This window comes from Noviherbaspirillum sp. (genome assembly GCF_036846085.1).
In the GTDB taxonomy this organism is placed as follows: Bacteria; Pseudomonadota; Gammaproteobacteria; order Burkholderiales; family Burkholderiaceae_D; genus Noviherbaspirillum.
This window is the reverse complement of the sequence record NZ_DAIUCO010000013.1, coordinates 24,482-39,050: the sequence shown is the minus strand read 5'-3', so window position 1 is coordinate 39,050 and position 14,569 is coordinate 24,482. Positions and strand designations below refer to the sequence as shown.

Sequence of the window (14,569 nt, the reverse complement as noted above, 5' to 3'; positions counted from 1 at the left end):
CCCTAGCCCTCCCCCTAAAGGGGGAGGGGACCCTACCGAGAGACCCTGCAGCGTAGTCTTGTACGCATTTGTCTTGTTCGTCGCGACAAAATTCAATTTCGTCTACTGCGCAGCGCCATAAAATTTCCGTGCCATACCGGCTTGAAACTAAACAACTTCCTAACGGTCATCCCCTCATGCACCACGCAACATGCCCTCCAGGAAAGGCGCCGCCATGTTCCCAGGATTCATCTTCGCCACCGGCATTGAAAACAGCATTCCCACCCTCCAGGGCGGCAAGGTACGCATGGACGAAATGGAGAAATGCGGTCACTACAAACACTGGCGCACCGACTTCGACCTTGTCGAACAGATGGGCATCAGCTTCCTGCGCTATGGACCGCCGTTGCACCTGACGCTGCTCGGCCCGGAACGGTACGATTGGTCGTTCGCCGATGCAACCTTCGCGGAATTGAAGCGCCGCAATATCGCGCCCATCGTCGACCTCTGCCATTTCGGTGTTCCCGACTGGCTGGGCAATTTTCAGAACCCGGATTTCCCGCGCATTTTCTGCCGCTATGCGCAGGCGTTCGCGCTTCGCTATCCATGGGTACAGCTATATACGCCGGTCAACGAAATGTTCATCTGCGCGGTGTTTTCCGCGCTGTACGGCTGGTGGAACGAGCAATTGAAGGACGATCGCGCGTTCGTTACTGCGCTCAAGCACATCGTCAAGGCCAATGTGCTGGCCATGCAGGCGGTACTGGCGGTGCGTCCGGATGCGCTGTTCGTGCAGAGCGAGTCCTCCGAGTATTACCACGCCGAAAATCCGTCCGCCATCAAGCCGGCCGAGCTGATGAATGCGCGCCGCTTCCTGTCGCTGGATCTGAATTATGGTCGCCGCCTCGATTCGGATATGTATGAGTACGTACTCGACAACGGCATGACGCGCGACGAGTATCACTTTTTCCTTCGCAACAACCTGAAGCATCACTGCATCATGGGCAACGACTATTACGCCACCAATGAACACCTAGTGTCAGCCGACGGCCATACGCGTGCCTCCGGCGAGATCTTCGGCTACTCCGTCATCACCCACCAGTACCATGACCGCTACCGGCTGCCGGTGATGCATACCGAGACCAACCGCGTCGAAGGCCCGCATGGCGATGAAGCGGTGTGCTGGCTGCGCAAGGAATGGGCGAATGTACTGCGGGTGCGCAACGATGGCGTGCCGGTGGTCGGGTTCACCTGGTACTCGCTGACGGACCAGGTCGACTGGGACACCGCATTGCGAGAGAACAACGGCAACGTCAACGCACTCGGGCTCTATGACCTCGACCGCAATGTTCGCGCCGTCGGTACCGCCTATTGCCAGCTCATCCGTGACTGGCGCCAGGTACTGCCGACGCAGAGCGTCTGCCTGCAGGTGCCGGTCGTGATGCCGGCCGACTATGACGAGCCCTGGGCGAGGAGAAGCCGCGAATTCGCCTACCGCACCCGCAAGGCGACCGACCTCGCGCTGGAAGAGTCGAAGTAACACGGTCAATCGAAGCGCCGCCGTGCACATGCCATCTTGAACCGGGGTAAGTGTTTTCTCTAATGGCGAAGCGGCGTCGCTGCCTCCTACACTGCGCGTTATTCAAATAACACGTCATGGAGGCCCCGATATGCAAGCAGGCCGAGCCAGCATTACCGCCTTGCGCGCCGCACGAAGCCGTGCCAAACACCAGCTTTGCGATTTCCCGCCCATTTTTGAAGACCCCATCGCGCTGAAGATCCTCGGCCTCCGCAACGACGCCGAACTCCGCGCCATGCCACCGCATGCCGACAGCAAGTTTGCGCGCGGCATTCGCGCCGGGCTGGTGGCGCGCAGCAGAATTGCCGAGGACGAGCTGCACCAGGCGGTCAAGCGTGGCGTACCGCAGTACGTCGTTCTCGGCGCCGGCCTCGATACCTTCGCCTATCGCAACCCGTATCCCGCATCCACGCTGCGTGTTTTTGAAGTTGACCATCCGGCGACCCAGGCGTGGAAGCGCACGCTGCTCGACGAAGCACAAATCCCGTTGCCCGATTCGCTGCGGTTCGTCGATATCGATTTCGAATCCCAGTCGCTGGCCGAGCGGCTCCATGCAGCCGGTTTCAATGCCGGCGAGCCGGCGTTCTTTTCCTGGCTCGGCGTCACGATGTACCTGAGCAATGATGCGGTGATGCACATCCTGCGTCACGTCGCATCGGGCCCGAAGGGATCCGGCATCGTCTTCGACTATGTGCTCGATTACGCATCGCGCAACCTGGTCGGACGGCTCTTCCTGCACGCGCTTGCCTATCGCTTCGCGCGACTGGGCGAACCCTGGATCGGATTTTTCCAACCGCATGACCTGATGACGCGGATGAAGGCAATGGGCTTCGCGGAGATGGAGGATATCGGTACGGAGCAACTCAACGAGCGCTTCTTCATGCATCGGCAGGACAACCTGAAATTCAGCGAGTTCGGTCTGCGGTTCGCAAAGCTGGGCCACGTGATGGTCGCGCGCGTCTAGACGCGCACCGCAGAACTTGGCAGGGCGGTGCGTGAAACCGTCAGGCGATTACGACAGGGGATAAAGCTGGTAGATCGCCCCGGCGAAGTCGTCCGAAATCAGCAGGTTGCCCCGTCCATCCGGAATGGCATCGACCGGGCGGCCCCAGTATCCGCCGCTGCGCGGGTTAGGCACGAAGCCGGTGACGAGATCCATGGCCCCGCCGGCATTGCCGTTGCCGTCGAACGGAAAGTACACCACCTTGTAGCCCGAACTGAGGTTGGTGCAGTTCCAGCATCCATGCAGCGCCACCACAGCGCCCTGCCGGTAATTTTCCGGCAGGTTGCTGTCGTGCAGGAAGCTGAAGCCGAGCGGGGCGGAATGCGCCTGGATGCCTTTCGAGGCGCGATCCACCGTGCTGCAATCCAGCCTGCCGCCATCGGCGTTGTTGTCGAAGTCGCGCACCATGGCCAGGTTTGCCATTCCTTCCGCCGGCACCGGGTTGCAGAACGGCCATCCGTAGTTGCCGCCGTCACGCACCGCGGTGAAAGGCTCAGGCGGATTGTCGTCCACGTAGCGCGGTATCAATTTGCCGAGATCGCCGGAACCGTCGCCGTCGACGTCCGTATCCACCGGCACCCGCACCTGGTCACGATTGTTGACGGCCGCCCAGAGCGTATTGGTGCCGGGAATGAAATCCAGTCCCACGGCATTGCGCAGGCCACGTGCGAACAGACGGCCATTGCTGCCGTCGGCGTTGTACTGGTAGATCGCGCCGCGCACCGGATTGCTTACGGTATCCTCGGCGCAGGCATTGCACGCCGAGCCGATCGATACGTACAACCGGCCATCGCCGCCGATGGCAATGTTCTTCAACTCATGGCCGTAGTCGCCACCCAATTCGGTATTGGACCCGTCGGGCAGATTGTCGACCACGATCTGCGTGCCGGCGATCGCGGTCTCGCCCGCCCGGTACACATGACGCGTGATCCGGTTCGACTCCGAAACATACAGGTAGGTTGTTTCACCGATGCGGTGAAACACCATGTCATGCGGCTTGCGCAAACCCGTTGCAAAATCGAACTGTTCCGGCGGCGCGCCGGGACGTTCGCGCAGCAGAACGATCCGTCCTTCATTGGGAACGGACAGCAGCACGTCGCCGTTCGGCGCCAGTGCCATGAAGCGCGCCGCCGGCACCCTGGCCCACACGCGGATGCCGAAGTCCGGCGGCACGGTCAAGCGACGGGGTTGCGACAGCGCGCCTTCCGACAACGCGGCAGGGACTTCCAGCGTGCGCTCGACACTTGCCGCCAGGGAGGGCATGCCTGCCGCACCGGTCGGTATCGAACCGCCGCCACCGTCACCACCGCCACCGCCACCGCCACCGCATGACGTTGTCAATACGGCGAGCAAAACGGTGAGTGCGTAACCGGATCGGCGGAAACATCGGGATTGAATTCTGTTCATGACAAGCTGCACGCGGCGATCCCGCATCGGCAGGCATTACCGTTGGGGCATCGCGTTTTCGGTGAAGGGGAAAATCAGACGCGGTGAGCACCGCATCGGTTCCCGTTGCGACCGCTTCACAAATCGGGATTGTCGAATTTTCTTACGATGGTCAGGACAGAACCTGATGGCGGCCATCAACAAACGTCCGCATGGCACATGCGAATCCTGGCATTGGCGCCGTTGTGTCGCCGCGCTGTGTGCCCCGAAAGATTTCACGGGCGAATGCAAGCGATGACCGTTCGATGCTGCTCACCGCCTTTCCTGCCTGCATCGAAGCAAGCCACTCCATCCTGCGGAGAAACGCCGGCATGCATGTATCGCCGAGCGGATCAGCGCACGCTTTGCCGGCCACCCGGTCTTCATTGCCGGTTCGGAAAGCGTCAGCGCAGGTCGGAAACAGCCTGCAACATGAACACGCAATCCACCTGTCAGCCGCTACAGCCAGTATTCCAGCACCCGCACCGCCCATTCCTTCATTTTCTGCCCGATACCGCGCTGGCGCCATGACTCCAGCATGATCTGGTCGGAATCACGCAGATCGCGCTGGAACAGCGCTTCCATTTTCTCGGCGAAGTCGACGTTCAGGATCACCGCGTTGAGTTCATCGTTGTGCAGGAAACTGCGCATGTCCAGGTTGGTGGAGCCGATGGTCGACCAGACGCCGTCCACCACGGCCGTCTTCGCATGCAGCATCGCGATCCTGCGCTCGTAGATCTTGACGCCGGCCTGCAGCAACTCGTCGTAGAACGAGCGGCCCGCATAGAGGATCATCTCGTGATCGGTGAAGCTCGGGAAAATGATCTTCACATCGACGCCGCGTTGCGCCGCTTCCTTCATCGCCTCCACGATCTGCTGATCGGGTACGAAGTAGGCGGTGGTCAGGTGCACGTAATTGCTCGCATTCGACAGTGCCGACACATAGGTTTTGTAGACACTGTAGTCCTCCTGGTCGGCGGTGCTGCCGAGCGCGCGCACCAGCGCATTGCCTTCGGGTTTCAGCGGTGGGAAATAGCGTTTGGCGGTAATGTCGTTGCCGGTCTGGCGACGCCAGGTGTCGAGAAAGAGCTTCTGGAATTCGGCAACCACCGGTCCTTCGATCTGCATATGGGTGTCGCGCCAGGCCGACTGCTTCGCATCCTCCGGCGGTGCCTGCCTGTTCTTTCCCCGGATCAGGGAGCTCTTGCCATAGACGCGGCTGATATTGACGCCGCCGGTGAAGGCGACGCGGCCATCGACGATCAGCAGCTTCCGATGATCGCGCTGGTTGATGTCCCATTTGCCTTCGGCTTTCAGCGGATTGATCGGATTGTATTCGAGCAGGTTGATGCCGCCGGCGCGCAGGCGGTCGAAGAACTCGGGCGGCGTGGTCAGTGCGCCGACGCTGTCGTAGATCAGGTTGACCTGCACACCGGCCGCCCTTTTCTGAATGAGCAGGTCGGCGAATGCCCGTCCGACTTCATCGGCCTCGATGATGTAGGTTTCCAGGTTGATGTGATCGCGTGCGGTGCGCAGCGCGTTCATCATGGCCTGCATCGTGATCGGCCCATCGTCCAGCAGGATCACCTTGTTGCCTGCCACCAGGGGTGCACTGCTGATTGCTTCTTCCGCCGCCACATGTCTGGCGAGTATGTCGGTAGCGCCCACCTTCGCCGCCATGCGATCCAGCATCGATTGGGTCTTGCCGTCGGAGAGCGTGCCATTCGCCGTGACGATGGTCGGCTTCTGTACCTGCAGCTGGCCGCGACGCAAGTAATCAACATCCGGTAAGCTCGCGCAGCCTGCCAGCAGGGTGACGAGCATGACAATGGGAAACAGCCATCCCGCGCGCCAGTCGCCGGCGACGGATCTGCGGGTAAGAGTAGGGCTGTTCATTGCATGCGTGATTTGATCGGCTGTATTACACAAGGATCGCAAATAACATAACTATTAGAATGCTTTTGCTTTCTGATAATTCCCGCAAATATCAAACCTTTCTCAAATGGCTGCGAAAACACCACGAATCCGCATCGCCGGCATCGATTTCACCTCCGTTCCGCGTCGCGTCAAGCCGATCACCATTGCACACGGCGAGAGCAGGGGCAATACCTTGTGGGTGGAAAGCATTGCCGAGCATCCGAACTGGGCCTCCTATGAAACATGGCTGGCGCAGCCGGGACCCTGGATCGGCGCGTTCGACTTTCCCTTCGGCCTGTCGCGCGAACTGGTCGACCATCTCGGCTGGCCGCAAACCTGGGCCGCCCTGGTCGAGCACTGCGCGGGGCTGACCCGCGCCGAATTGCGCGACATCTTCAAGGCGTTTTGCGATGCGCGTCCGGTGGGCAACAAATTCGCGCATCGTGTCACGGACGGCCCCGCCGGGTCGAGCCCGTCGATGAAGTGGGTCAATCCGCCTGTCGCCTATATGTTTCACGAAGGCTGTCCGCGCCTGCTGCATGCGGGCGTGACCGTCTACGGTCTGCATGCGGGAGACCCGCAGCGGATTGCGCTGGAAGGCTATCCGGGGCTGGTGGCACGCGCGGTTACGCGCGCGTCGTATAAGAGCGACGAGCGCAGCAAGCAGACCGAAGCCAGGCGTGCCGCGCGGGAACTGATCGTGCAGGCACTGGAAAGCGGCACGCATCCGATGGGCATCACGCTGAAGATCGGCGCGCCGTTACGCCGTGCGCTGATCGATGACGGCACGGCAGACTGGCTCGATGCGGTGTTGTGCGCGGTCGCGGCGGCATGGGCTGTGCAGCGCCCGAACTATGGCATGCCTGACCGGCTGGATCCGGTGGAAGGATGGACTGCGGGAGCGGTGTTGCCGGCGTAAACCGTTTGCAGGGGAGCGTACTGAAGAGAGAGTGATGGAGCGGTGGTGCTGAAAAGACCGGCGCCATGCAGCGCATGCGCCGGCCCGGAAAGTTAGACGTTCGGCCCGATCCTGACTTTATCCTGCGAACTTGAAATGGCATAACCCTTCATGTCGATCTGCTGCAGTGCGTCGTTTGCCGAAAGGCCGACCACGGATTCATTCGCTTCATCCAGATCGATGTTCTGCTCCGCGGTTTCCCAATCGATGGCAGTGGCTTCATCGGGAATCGGATGCCCTTCAGGGACCGCGAGATAGGAATATTTGCCTTCGTATTCCGGGCGTTTGTAGACATCAACTTTCATGGTTCCATCCTTATAAAAACAGGTGTCTGCTATTGACAACCGGACATCGCAAAGGTTGCGTCTCCCGGAAAAACAAAACCTGTTTCCCTTCACGTCATCGCCTGCCCATATCGCGCAATGGCTTCATGCCATCCCGGCAATGCTCCTGTTTGTATAAGCACATTTGTTGTACGCACCACTTTGGTTACAAGGTGCAACAAGAATTGTGACGACTAAAAGTACCTGTATTAAATCTTTCCAAGTTGCATAAATGGGCATTGAATTGAGGCAACCCCGTATTTAGAATGGACAACGTTGCGCTGTATCAAGTCGTGCAGGAAGTTGCTTCTTCGCATGCACAGCGCTTCACCCATTCTTTAACGGAGAAGCCGTGCATATTCATTCTCTCATCCAGACGCTGATCTCTGGAAAAGACCGGGCTTACCGCGCAATTGGCGCCCTCGCAATCGGACTAGGCATGCTTGCCGGTTCCGCAACGGCGCAGACGGCCAGCCTCGACGCATCCCTGAATGAACAGGTCGTGATGGTGCCTGCCGCTTCCGGCACCCAGAACATCGAACTCGAAACAACCATTTTCAAACCGTCCGGCACTGGCCCTTTCCCGCTGGTGATCATGAACCATGGCAAGGCGCTCGGCAATCCGCGTTCGCAGGGACGCGACCGCTTTGTCGTCATCAGCCGTGAATTCGTCAAGCGCGGCTATGCGGTCGTCATCCCGATGCGCAAGGGGTTTTCCAAGTCCACCGGCGAATACATCGACCGCGGCTGCGACATGACCGGCCACGGGCTGGAGCAGGCGGAAGACCTGCAGAGCACACTGGAATACCTGCGTACCCAGAAATGGGCGGACAAGGATCGCATCGTCGTTGCCGGCCAGTCGTACGGCGGCCTGACCGCGCTCGCATTCGGCACCAAGAACTTCCCCGGCGTGAAGGGACTGATCAACTTCGCCGGCGGACTCAAGATGCATGGCGGCGACTGCCGCTGGCAGGCATCGCTGGTCAAGGCATTTGCGGAGTACGGCTCGAGGACGGCATTGCCGAGCATCTGGTTCTACGGCCAGAACGACAACCATTTCGGCCCGGACCTCGCGGCGCGCATGTATGAAGCCTACGTGCAGGCCGGCGGCCACGCGAAGCTGGTTGCCTATGGCGCCTTCAAGAGCGATGCGCATGGCATGGTCGGCAGCCGCGACGGCGTAAAGATCTGGTGGCCCGAAACCGAAAAATTCCTGCAAAGCCTCGGCATGCCGACCGCGCCGGTCGTCGCGCTGTCGGACGATATCAAGGTGCCGAGAACCGACTTCGCGGCGATCGACAATATCGATGCCATTCCCTACCTGAAGGAAAGAGGGCGCGAGCAGTACAAGGTGTTTCTGACCAAGCAGGCCCCCCGCGCCTTTGCCGTGTCGCCGTCCGGTGCCTGGAGCTGGGCCGAGGATGGCGACGATCCGGTGGAGCAGGTGCTGGCGGCTTGCCAGAAGAACAGCACCGAGCCGTGCAAGCTGTATGCGGTGGACGACTATGTCGTATGGACCGGCGAACCGCTGACGACGGCAGACACCACGGCAGCGAAAAAGCCAGGCACGACCTCTTCCCTGACCGGACCTTGATCCGGCCATCCATCGGGCCGAGAAGACCCATGCACTATGGGTCTTTCCGGCAACTTCCCAAGCAATTCACGCATTGCACTTCGCCATCCCGCCACAGGCTAGTATGATTGCCCCCTTTTTCGAGGAACCGGCATGAATACCTGCGGCGTCGATTTCGGCACCTCCAATTCCACCGTCGGCATCGCCGGCAGCGGTGCGGCAACATTGCTGCCGCTCGAAGGCGACAAGCCGACCCTGCCGTCAGTCGTGTTTTTCAATGCCGATGATGACGCGGTCAGCTTCGGCCGAGCCGCGTTGGCCGATTACCTGTCCGGTTACGACGGCCGCCTGATGCGCTCGCTCAAGAGCCTGCTCGGCACGAGCCTGATCGACGGGCAAACCGAAGTGCAGGGCAGGGCGCTGCGGTTTCGCGACCTGCTGTCGCAGTTCATCGCCGAACTCAAGCGCCGCGCCGAGGTTGCGGCGGGGCGGCCGCTGACCCATGCGGTGCTGGGCCGCCCTGTCTTCTTTGTCGATGACGATGCGGCCGCCGACCGGCTAGCGGAAGACACGCTCGCCGATATCGCCCGCGCCGCCGGTTTCAAAGAGATCGCATTCCAGTATGAGCCGATCGCCGCCGCCTTCGACTATGAATCCCGCATCGATACCGAACAGCTCGTGCTGATAGCCGATATCGGCGGCGGCACCTCGGACTTTTCGCTGGTGCGGCTGTCGCCCGAACGTGCCGGCATGCCGGACCGGCGTGCCGATATCCTTGCCAACGGCGGTGTCCATATCGGCGGAACCGACTTCGATAAATATCTCAACCTGTCATCGGTGATGCCGCTGCTCGGCCTCGGCAGCCGTCTCATCAACAACAACGAGGTGCCGTCGAGCTATTACTTCAACCTCGCCACCTGGCACACGATCAACCTTGTCTATACGCAGAAGGTCTGGCGGGAGCTGCAGGATGTGCAGCGCGATGCGCGCGAACGCGACAAGCTGGCGCACCTGCTGAAACTGATCGAGCAGCGCGACGGCCATTGGCTCGCGCTCAAGGTGGAAGAGGGCAAGATTGCCTTGTCCGGGACGCCGGTCGCGTCGCTGACGCTGGATCGCCTGGCCGGCCAGCCTCTGCTGAACCTGACCCGGACCGCCTTCGATGCCGCCATCGCGCCCATGCTGCAACGCATCGACCAGACGATCGAACATCTGCTGCGTGACGCAGGCATCGGCGTGGCCGATGTCGATACGGTGTTCTTCACCGGCGGTTCCAGCGGCGTTCTGTCCTTGCGGCAACGCATTGCGGCCTTGCTGCCGCAGGCCCGCCGCGTCGATGGCGATTTATTTGGCAGCATCGGCCTTGGCCTCGGACTGGACGCATTCCGCAAGTTCGGCTGAATCCTTCCGCATTGGACTGCCATCGCAATACGATGATGGCGGTTTTCCCAACAGGGACGCCTTCGAATTGCCATCCAGGCTACGAAAAATAGTGCCGGGCTACAACCAAAATTTCCCATGGGATAGCTATCATTCCTGCTCTTCGGAATCATGGATGCGAGATCTCATATGGAACAACAGCCCGAGCGCAAAAAGCCTACCTTGCTGGGAACCATGGCAAAGAATTATTCCGGCCCGCTCACCCATGTCGCGCTTTCCGCCATCAGTGCATGGATGATCGTGATCGGCCTGAAAGGCCTGGCCGGATTCACGGTGAATGAAAAAACCGCCGCCGCGGACCTGCTCGGCATCTGCATCGTCATCGGACTTGCGCGCCTGTTCAAGCCGAAGTCGGGCACCAAGTAAACTGGCGGGCAGCCTGCCGGTTTTCAAAAGTTTGCCGCTCCGGCAACAGGCAAACGCTTTCACACGCCTCCATCCGCTTCCACATGCAGCAGCACTTCGTTCCCCCATGTAAATAGCCGCGGACATCGTAATCCCGGCTCGAAGGGCACTGTCGCAGCACTTCGGCCTGCCGCACGAAACTTCGCGTTCCCGTCATTGTCATTCCTTACACAACAACAAGGGAATGGCAGCATGCCGGAACAGAAATGGCCGCAAACAATTTGGATCGTGCGCCACGGACAAAGCGCCGGCAATGTCGCGCGTGATGCCGCCGAGGCGGCACGCCTGCCGTTGATCGACATCGCCACGCGCGATATCGACACGCCGCTCTCCGCGCTTGGCGTACAGCAAGCGCAGGCGCTCGGCCACTGGTTCTGCGACATGCCTGCCGACGCACAGCCGACGGTGGTGCTGTGTTCCTCTTATGTACGCACACGCGATACTGCCCGCATCATCCTCGATGTTGCCGGTATCGATCCGGACGACATCACCTTTCAGGCCGACGAGCGGTTGCGGGAAAAGGAGTTCGGCATCCTGGATCGCCTCACCGCCTTCGGCATCCGCCAGAAATACCCGGAACTCAGTGAACAGCGGGCGCATGTCGGCAAGTTTTACTTCCGGCCGCCGGGTGGCGAAAGCTGGTGCGATGTGATCCTGCGCTTGCGCAGTGTGCTGGACACCATCAGCCGGGAGTACCGGCGCGAGCGGGTGTTGATCGTCGGCCACCAGGTCATCGTGAATTGCTTTCGCTACTTGCTGGAGCGCATGGATGAACAGAAGATTCTTGAAATCGACCGTACCGCTGATGTACCGAACTGCTCGGTAACGTCCTATGAATTCGATCCGACGCGCGGCAGGAACGGCAAGCTGTTGCCGCAACTGGTAAATTTTGTTGCGCCGCTGCGCGAGGCCGGCGCGCCGGTTACCGCCGAACCCGATGTTCCCGGCGCACCGAAATCATGAGCGACGACCTGTACAACTCCGATACCATGCCGCTGGATGATGCCGCGCTGAAGCGCTGGCCCTTGCCGATGCCGTCGCAGGAGGGTGACAAGGAAGAGCGCGGGCGCGTACTGGTGATTGCCGGTTCGCGGGAAATGCCGGGTGCGGTAATCCTCGCGGCAACGGCGGCATTGCGCGCCGGCGCCGGCAAGCTCACGATCGCCACCGGCGCCAGCATCGCGCCGGTGGTCGCATTGTCGATGCCCGAGGCGCGCGTGGTCGAGTTGCAGGAAACCGTGAACGGCGCCATCGCACCCGGAGCGATCGACGTGCTGACCGGCATGGTCAGCCGTTTCGATGCGGTCCTGATCGGCCCCGGTATGCAGGACGAAGGGGCGACCTGCGCATTCGTCCTCGGCCTTCTGCCGCAGCTTGAGCACGCGAAAGTAGTGCTGGATGCCTGCGCGATGAATGTCGTGCGGCGCCAGTTGCAGGCGGTCGACGCCTACAGCCAGGGACAGCAGAAGTACATCGCCAGCTTCTCCACGCCGGTCCTGCTCACGCCGCATGCAGGCGAAATGGCGCACCTGACCGCCGCCGACAAGGACAGCGTCCTGGCCAATCCGGCCGAGACGGCACGCCAGGCGGCGCGGCGCTGGAATGCGATGGTAGCCCTGAAAGGCGCGACGACCCATATCGCCGCGCCGGATGGACGGCTGTGGCGGCACGACGGCGGCAATATCGGACTGGCGATCTCCGGATCGGGCGATACCCTGTCCGGCATCATCGCCGGCCTGGCGGCGCGCGGAGCGCCGCTTGAGCAGGCATGTGCATGGGGCGTCGCATTGCATGCGCGCGCCGGTGACCGGCTGCAGCAACGCATCGGACCGCTCGGATTTCTGGCCCGCGAAATCGCATTCGAAGTCCCGGCGCTCCTGCACGCGCTGCGGCCGGACGGGCCGGGTACATAACCGGTCGGTTTCAGCCCAGGCGGGTACGCCCGGCTGCGGATGGCGACGGCGGCATGGTGTTTTGCGATAATGCGCCATTGCCACCACTCCTCCCGACACCATGCCGATCCGCCGTTGCGCCTGGGCCAATCCCGCCAACCCGCGTTACCTCGCCTACCACGATGAGGAGTGGGGCGTGCCCTGTCACGATGAAACACGCCTGTTCGAAATGCTCAACCTCGAAGGTGCGCAAGCCGGCCTGAGCTGGGAGACCATTCTCAACAAGCGGGACAATTACCGGATCGCGTTCGACCACTGGGATGCGGACAAGATCGCCCGCTACGATGCCGACAAGGTCGCCGAGTTGCTGGCGAACCCGGGTATCGTGCGGAACCGGCTGAAGGTGGCTGCCGCCATCACCAATGCGCAGGTGTACCTGCGATTGCGCGACGAGGGCGGCAGCCTGGATGCGTTGTTGTGGGACTACGTCGGCGGCAAGCCGATCCGCAATTCGCCGGCGACCATGCAGGATGTGCCGGCGAAGACGCCGCTGTCGGACCGCATCTCGAAGGACCTCGGCAAGCGCGGCTTCAAGTTCGTCGGGTCCACCATCATCTATGCCTACATGCAGGCGATCGGCATGGTCGACGACCATATCGTCGGCTGCATCTGTCACAGGAAAGCATCAGGCAAAGGCAGCAAGGCGAGTTCCTAGTACGCCGCCCTGGCCGATCACGAACTCGCGCAGCAGCTCAGGATAGTCGGCGGATACGGCATTGCGCACGGACGGCCGCCGCGCCAGCGCCGCGCGCCATGCCCTTACCTTCGGCGCCGTATCGAACAGACCGGCATCGATCACATCGTCCAGCACATCGAAGTACCGGAACACCGGTCCGAAAGCGGCATCCACCAGGCTGAATTGTTCACCTGCGAAATAGGGGCCGTCACTGGCGGCAAGCGCGTTCTCAATCTGCTGAACGCTTGCCGACAGGGCATTGCATGCACGGCGATAGGCATCGACATCGCGGGCGGTGTAGAGCTGCCAGATCGCGTTGAGCATGGCGGACGAAAATTCGATCCATGCACGATGCCGTGCCCGCGCCAGCGGGTCCGCGGGATGCAGCGCTGGTGAGATCGTATCTTCAAGGTATTCACAGATGACGGCCGATTCGAAGATGGCGCTGTCCCCGGCCTGCAGCACGGGCGTCTTGCCGAGCGGGGATATCGCCAGGAACCATGCCGGCTTTGCGCGCAGGTCGATATCGATCCGATCGTAGGTCACGCCTTTCTCGGTCAGGGCGATGACGGCGCGTTGCACATAAGGGCAGAGCGCGTGGCTGATCAGTTTCAATTGCATGATGAACTCCTATTGCATTCATGAATGGCCATGCATGATCACAATACAGCGGTCATGCATGGCGTCGAGGCGATGCTTCGCCTGTTCTACGCCGCTTTTTTCAGGAGTCCTTCCCCGATCAATGCCGCACGCACCGCCGGACGGTCTTCAATGCGCCTACGGAAGGCACCGATCGCCGGCCATGCCTGCATGTCGATGCCGACGAAGCCGGACCAGCCGGTGACCACGAACAGGTAGGCATCGGCAATCGAGAAGCCGTCCGGCATCAGGTAATCCTGCTTCGATAAATGGCGTTCCACATGGTCAAAGCGCACGGCAAGCTGCTCTTTGAACGCGGTCTTCGCCTCCGGATGCATGCCCGGTTTGAACAGCGGCGTAAAGCCCTTGTGCAGTTCCGAGGTGATGAAGTTCAGCCATGACTGCAACTGGTAACGCGCCAGGGTGCCGGCGGCGGGCGCCAGCCGTGCGTCTGGGGCGAGGTCTGCGAGGTATTGCATGATCGCCGGTCCCTCGGTCAGCACCACGCCGGGTTCGATTTCCAGCGCGGGCACATAGCCGTTCGGGTTCACGGTAAGGTAATTGCGGCCGGCGTCAGTGAGCTTGGTATCGGCATTGACTTTTTCGAGCGTGAAATCGAGGCCGGCTTCACGAAGCACGATGTGCGGGGCAAGCGAGCAGACGCCCGGTGTGTAATAGAGTTTCATATGCATCCTTTCGG

At 61.1% G+C, this 14,569-nt stretch carries 14 protein-coding genes; 9 read left to right on the top strand and 5 right to left on the bottom strand.

Annotated elements, in window-relative coordinates:
• Positions 1-214 precede the first annotated feature (214 nt).
• On the top strand, positions 215-1,519 hold the full coding sequence (locus V7080_RS02915) for a family 1 glycosylhydrolase (RefSeq protein WP_334186898.1): 1,305 nt from the start codon (positions 215-217) through the stop codon (positions 1,517-1,519).
• 130 nt (positions 1,520-1,649) lie between these two features.
• Positions 1,650-2,522, top strand: coding sequence for a class I SAM-dependent methyltransferase (locus V7080_RS02910; RefSeq protein ID WP_334186897.1), 873 nt, complete (start codon positions 1,650-1,652; stop codon positions 2,520-2,522).
• 48 nt (positions 2,523-2,570) lie between these two features.
• Here V7080_RS02910 and V7080_RS02905 read toward each other — a convergent pair whose 3' ends face one another.
• Both V7080_RS02905 and cls read right to left on the bottom strand, forming a co-directional pair.
• On the bottom strand, positions 2,571-3,968 hold the full coding sequence (locus V7080_RS02905; protein WP_334186896.1) for a PQQ-dependent sugar dehydrogenase: 1,398 nt from the start codon (positions 3,966-3,968) through the stop codon (positions 2,571-2,573).
• 477 nt (positions 3,969-4,445) lie between these two features.
• Positions 4,446-5,882, bottom strand: a complete 1,437-nt coding sequence (gene cls / locus V7080_RS02900; protein WP_334186895.1) for a cardiolipin synthase — start codon at positions 5,880-5,882, stop codon at positions 4,446-4,448.
• A 106-nt stretch (positions 5,883-5,988) separates the two neighbouring features.
• On the opposite strand from cls, the gene V7080_RS02895 reads away from it, so the two are divergent.
• On the top strand, positions 5,989-6,822 hold the full coding sequence (locus V7080_RS02895; RefSeq protein ID WP_334186894.1) for a DUF429 domain-containing protein: 834 nt from the start codon (positions 5,989-5,991) through the stop codon (positions 6,820-6,822).
• Between the two features lie 92 nt (positions 6,823-6,914).
• On the opposite strand, the gene V7080_RS02890 is transcribed toward V7080_RS02895, so the two are convergent.
• Positions 6,915-7,166, bottom strand: coding sequence for a DUF6139 family protein (locus V7080_RS02890; RefSeq protein WP_334186893.1), 252 nt, complete (start codon positions 7,164-7,166; stop codon positions 6,915-6,917).
• 370 nt (positions 7,167-7,536) lie between these two features.
• Here V7080_RS02890 and V7080_RS02885 point away from each other — a divergent pair, with 370 nt between their 5' ends.
• The 6 genes from V7080_RS02885 to V7080_RS02860 all read left to right on the top strand — a co-directional run bounded on the left by V7080_RS02885 (position 7,537) and on the right by V7080_RS02860 (position 13,209).
• On the top strand, positions 7,537-8,778 hold the full coding sequence (locus tag V7080_RS02885; protein WP_334186892.1) for a dienelactone hydrolase family protein: 1,242 nt from the start codon (positions 7,537-7,539) through the stop codon (positions 8,776-8,778).
• A 132-nt stretch (positions 8,779-8,910) separates the two neighbouring features.
• Positions 8,911-10,158 (top strand): Hsp70 family protein, encoded by a 1,248-nt coding sequence (locus tag V7080_RS02880; protein WP_334186891.1) that lies wholly within the window; start codon positions 8,911-8,913, stop codon positions 10,156-10,158.
• Positions 10,159-10,326: 168 nt separating this feature from the next.
• Positions 10,327-10,563: a hypothetical protein gene (locus V7080_RS02875; RefSeq protein ID WP_334186890.1), complete on the top strand. Its 237-nt coding sequence runs from the start codon at positions 10,327-10,329 to the stop codon at positions 10,561-10,563.
• A gap of 231 nt (positions 10,564-10,794) precedes the next feature.
• Complete coding sequence (locus V7080_RS02870; RefSeq protein WP_334186889.1) at positions 10,795-11,565, top strand: histidine phosphatase family protein; 771 nt, start codon at positions 10,795-10,797, stop codon at positions 11,563-11,565.
• The gene (locus tag V7080_RS02865; RefSeq protein ID WP_334186888.1) at positions 11,562-12,515 is read left to right on the top strand and encodes an NAD(P)H-hydrate dehydratase; all 954 of its coding nucleotides are present in this window, start codon (positions 11,562-11,564) and stop codon (positions 12,513-12,515) included. Before V7080_RS02870 ends, V7080_RS02865 begins: the two co-directional genes overlap by 4 nt.
• Before the next feature lie 100 nt (positions 12,516-12,615).
• Complete coding sequence (locus V7080_RS02860; protein WP_334186887.1) at positions 12,616-13,209, top strand: DNA-3-methyladenine glycosylase I; 594 nt, start codon at positions 12,616-12,618, stop codon at positions 13,207-13,209.
• Here V7080_RS02860 and V7080_RS02855 read toward each other — a convergent pair.
• Together V7080_RS02855 and gstA are read right to left on the bottom strand one after the other, a co-directional pair.
• Positions 13,180-13,851 carry a glutathione S-transferase family protein gene (locus V7080_RS02855; RefSeq protein ID WP_334186886.1) on the bottom strand — a complete coding sequence of 224 codons (672 nt, stop codon included), beginning with the start codon at positions 13,849-13,851 and terminating at the stop codon, positions 13,180-13,182. The genes V7080_RS02860 and V7080_RS02855 overlap by 30 nt on opposite strands.
• Before the next feature lie 86 nt (positions 13,852-13,937).
• Entirely contained in the window at positions 13,938-14,555 is a 618-nt protein-coding gene (gene gstA / locus V7080_RS02850) for a glutathione transferase GstA (RefSeq protein ID WP_334186885.1), read from the bottom strand.
• Positions 14,556-14,569: the final 14 nt, after the last annotated feature.

Bases quoted from the DNA above. Each gene is read 5' to 3' on its own strand.
- V7080_RS02915 (WP_334186898.1), top strand. From the start codon at position 215: ATGTTCCCAGGATTCATCTTCGCCACCGGCATTGAAAACAGCATTCCC.
- V7080_RS02910 (WP_334186897.1), top strand. From the start codon at position 1,650: ATGCAAGCAGGCCGAGCCAGCATTACCGCCTTGCGCGCCGCACGAAGC.
- V7080_RS02905 (WP_334186896.1), bottom strand. From the start codon at position 3,968: ATGAACAGAATTCAATCCCGATGTTTCCGCCGATCCGGTTACGCACTC.
- cls (WP_334186895.1), bottom strand. From the start codon at position 5,882: ATGAACAGCCCTACTCTTACCCGCAGATCCGTCGCCGGCGACTGGCGC.
- V7080_RS02895 (WP_334186894.1), top strand. From the start codon at position 5,989: ATGGCTGCGAAAACACCACGAATCCGCATCGCCGGCATCGATTTCACC.
- V7080_RS02890 (WP_334186893.1), bottom strand. From the start codon at position 7,166: ATGAAAGTTGATGTCTACAAACGCCCGGAATACGAAGGCAAATATTCC.
- V7080_RS02880 (WP_334186891.1), top strand. From the start codon at position 8,911: ATGAATACCTGCGGCGTCGATTTCGGCACCTCCAATTCCACCGTCGGC.
- V7080_RS02875 (WP_334186890.1), top strand. From the start codon at position 10,327: ATGGAACAACAGCCCGAGCGCAAAAAGCCTACCTTGCTGGGAACCATG.
- V7080_RS02870 (WP_334186889.1), top strand. From the start codon at position 10,795: ATGCCGGAACAGAAATGGCCGCAAACAATTTGGATCGTGCGCCACGGA.
- V7080_RS02865 (WP_334186888.1), top strand. From the start codon at position 11,562: ATGAGCGACGACCTGTACAACTCCGATACCATGCCGCTGGATGATGCC.
- V7080_RS02860 (WP_334186887.1), top strand. From the start codon at position 12,616: ATGCCGATCCGCCGTTGCGCCTGGGCCAATCCCGCCAACCCGCGTTAC.
- V7080_RS02855 (WP_334186886.1), bottom strand. From the start codon at position 13,851: ATGCAATTGAAACTGATCAGCCACGCGCTCTGCCCTTATGTGCAACGC.
- gstA (WP_334186885.1), bottom strand. From the start codon at position 14,555: ATGAAACTCTATTACACACCGGGCGTCTGCTCGCTTGCCCCGCACATC.